General features: G+C 39.9%; 2 protein-coding genes and 1 tRNA gene. All 3 read right to left on the bottom strand.

All coding sequences use genetic code 11. The annotated features are described in order from the left end of the window. Positions 1-67: 67 nt before the first annotated feature. Positions 68-150 (bottom strand) — tRNA-Leu (locus F560_RS0121860). A gap of 533 nt (positions 151-683) precedes the next feature. Then, positions 684-1,391 (bottom strand): hypothetical protein, encoded by a 708-nt coding sequence (locus tag F560_RS0121855; protein WP_019007843.1) that lies wholly within the window; start codon positions 1,389-1,391, stop codon positions 684-686. Positions 1,392-1,594: 203 nt separating this feature from the next. Next, on the bottom strand, positions 1,595-2,449 hold the full coding sequence (locus F560_RS25395) for a DUF5677 domain-containing protein (protein ID WP_083932178.1): 855 nt from the start codon (positions 2,447-2,449) through the stop codon (positions 1,595-1,597). Positions 2,450-3,712 lie beyond the last annotated feature (1,263 nt).

The raw sequence follows: 3,712 nt of genomic DNA, 5'->3' as shown, positions 1-3,712 counted from the left end.
CCGAGCACCTCCGGTACGCAACAAAAGCCCCAAGGACAAGTTATCCTTAAGAGCTTCGTTACGTATTTGGTGCCGGTGGAGGGACTCGAACCCACACCCTTTCGGACGCGATTTTGAGTCGCGCGCGTCTGCCAATTCCGCCACACCGGCATATTATTTAATTATAACACAAATTAAATCAATTTGTCCACAATTAAATCTTAACAGATTTTTACATTCAAACAACTTGACTCATTTTTCATTTCGAGGTAATGTCGACTCACCAACCGCGCACAACTCAACCTCGCAACGTCGCGATAAACGCGAGGTGAGTCAAAAAACGGTTGAAAATTACGGAGTTTGGCGAGGTCTAACCGAGAAAAGCGAGGTCGACTTTTCGCAAACCCCTTATCTATCAAGGCGTCCCGGCATTTCGCGCGAACGAAAACCTCCTCGTACAATTTTGAGTTACACGCGGTCGAAAATAAGATCTGCCTTGACTGTTGATTTGGCGCGAGTTATGCTCGAACCACCAGCCGTGCATATCTCTTTAGCGCTAAGTGCGCATATCTTGGCTGGGACATTCAAAGTAATGCGCAGTCAGCACAACAAAAGCGAAGTGGGAAATTCGCGAGATCTCTTATAGGAAAAGGCTTCTCGGCATTTTGGGAAGGTCAAAAAACACTGCGATGTTGCGATGTTCGTCACCTCGAAGCACTTCTTACACAATCTATTAAATGTTCTTGGAAAATTGGTAATGAACTTCTAAATCCTTCTCTTATCTCGACTAATGTTGTTATCGTTATATATTTCCTCTGATCAGTAAAATTTTTTAGATTTTCTTTCATTATAATCAAGTTCTTACTTTCATTCTTTGTGACGTCTATTGCTATATATGGAGCGGCGTTATGTATAAAGAAATTCCTGCTCTCGTCGAGTTTTCTAAACCACGATGTATTAATTTTCTTTTCTTTCAGAATTTTAGCCTGGGTTATTCCAATATTTTCTTTGCTTATGGAAATGCCTAATGCTGAATATAGCTCATACATGTACTGTCCTAGCAATTCGCAACAAGAGTTTACCTCGAACAAAAAAGCATCAATATCTATTAGTAAATCCAGCTTCAGTTCCTCATCTATTCTTAATGCAAATCCATCCTTACTTTGAGTAAATATGTACTCGTCTTTAACATCCACTATGTACTTTTCAATTTCACTAAAATGTCGGCTTAATCTTTGTAATAGACGACCAATCAAGTCTAGTCGAATGGCTATTGACATTGAATAATCATAAAATGTATCGCTAGGTGACTCCATACGACCCTCTTTGACAGCTTTGTTTATTTCGTTAATTATTTTCAATCCCCATTTGTTATTAAAAATACATTCAATGTGAACCCACTTTTCAATCATCTGGTTCATTTCCTTTCATTTTGACGAATTTCGCATAACGTTTTCCGTGTTCACGACGTCCTACCGACCTAAGCCCCATCAGGGGCGGCCGCGATGCGGTTGGTCGGTGCGGATGTGTCCACTGATTTCACTTCCCCGAAATGCCTCAGCAGACCGAGGGATCGCCGTTAGGCGAGCCCGAAGCGTGAACATTGTAGGCGAAGTTAATTCCCATTCAACAACCATTCTTTAGCTAGTTCTCTTACCTCATCTCTAAGTTCTTTCATTAGTTTTGTAATACTTTCAAGTTCTAAAAACGATGAATGCCAAATTACTGTATCTAGTTCAATTGAAGTCGCCCACCAACAAGTCTCGATTCCTCTACGAGGATTAGGGAACAAAACATGTTTCCCATTGTTTTCAACTATTGCATATCCTTCTCGTAATCCGTAGAAACTACGATGCACATATTCTGACCCAGATGAATACAATCTGCTATGCATTAACTGTCTGAATGGACTACCACCTTCAGATTCATCAATTTCTTGAGCGAGTTTAAATGTTGATTTTGTTGTATAGTTTTTGGGTATCTTCCCTTCACGACAGTTAAATAGTAACCTAGCTTCATCATAATGTTTTTTTAATATTTCCAACTTCTCAGCGTTATAATATTCATCCCTAAGGTAAGAACTATTTAATGATAAAACTTCGTTTGCAATACTCCATTCATGCATTGCTATTAGTCCAATGTATCTTTTAATCTCTTGATCATCACAATTCCATAGGTTCCAAAAATGCAAGTGCCCTTCATATAAGACCCTTAATAAAGTAAATGCATCCGAATAATGTGCATTTGAAACTAAAGTTGCAATTGAGTTAAAAGTAAAAAATTGAGCCATACTCAATTCAGACAATATCATGTGTCTTTGATTTGTCTGATCTTTTTTGTTCTCAAGAGTTGTAGAATTTTGAAGAATACTATCTCTGATCTTATCGATAAAGATAAGCCATTTGTTTAACAATTCTTTAGTGGATTTTAACTGCTCTTCACTGATTACTTCGTGGAATTTCCACAACACCTTTATCGACTTCCTTACAGGAATTAATTTCGCCTAACGTCTCTCGAATTCACGAACCCTCACCGGCTTAAGGCCCGCCAGGGCCGGGTGCGCGTCAGTGCACTTAGCCGGTGCAGGGTTGTCCGCCTGAATTCTCTTCTTTGCTTGCTGAGTTACTGCCTTATGAGTTGGCTTCCAGCCTGCTTCGGGCGAACCAAGGAACAAGAGTCCTAAACCTTTTCACTGAGGTTAAGGACGAAAAGTGACGCTGCGTGAATACGACGTTAGATGATGTTGGTCCTGCACTCGGTCCATCCTTGCACTTCATTACTTCCGGGCGACATGTATGTCTGTAAATTGTGCCTCTTTCATTAATCGTAACTATGATGCGCCTTTGTTCCTCCTGCTGTCGCCCTTCTTTGACTTCTTCCACGTTTCATACTCATTGTTTCATCTTCACCTCTCATCGACAAAGTTTCAAAATACGACCCTTTTGCTTCGTTATGAATATGCTTCGGCGCTTATGCTCTGCCTCCCGCCTTTGTTTCTAGGTACCGTCCCAATCAACTGAGTTACATCATGTTCGCTTCAGAGCCTTGGCGACAGCAATCTCTACAGTAAACAAAAATCGTAATATCCCTTTGCACTCTGTATCTTCGGACCAATGTCATCTAACTTATATTCTGCGAATTCTTCTATGTACCGAAAAAAGGGTGATACACGAATTTTGTTTAAAACTTTGGGTTCATAGTGTTGATGAAAATATCTAGTTTTCAAAATTGGATTTAGATATTCTTCAAAATCCATTCAATGGGCAGAAATAAAACGGACAAATATTCACGCTCTTCCGAATGAAGATGAAATCAAATCAGATTTTCCGAGAAAATTCGATACAAAAGTGATGATTTCCTTCTTTTTGCCAAAAGAAAAAAGGAACAGACTGATAAAAACAGTTGTCCCTATGATTCCGAATCTTGTAATAACAAATAACCCCAGATCGACGCTTGGAGTTGAATACAACTATGGTGCGGTTGAGAGGACTCGAACCTCCACGGGGTGTTAGCCCACACGGACTTGAATTTTGTGAGGTGCAGATCAACACTAAACCACTATATCAGCCCAACAAAAGACCGGTTTCGTTTTCATACTGGGTCGGGATGATTAGAGGCTGAATTCCGTAATATATTTTGAGTCTATAAAATCTTTTGTGTAAACTCTCAAACCAATACATTAAACTAAGAGAAAGGTCGGTTTGAGAGGATGAGTCAAATGGCTCGATTCAGC

This window comes from Cohnella laeviribosi DSM 21336 (assembly GCF_000378425.1).
GTDB classification, from domain to species: domain Bacteria; phylum Bacillota; class Bacilli; order Paenibacillales; family Paenibacillaceae; genus Cohnella; species Cohnella laeviribosi.
The sequence above is the reverse complement of the archived record's forward strand: the minus strand, read 5'-3'. Positions and strand labels throughout refer to the sequence as shown.

Coding starts and splice junctions, on each gene's coding strand:
- F560_RS0121855 (WP_019007843.1), bottom strand. CDS start 1,391: ATGATTGAAAAGTGGGTTCACATTGAATGTATTTTTAATAACAAATGG.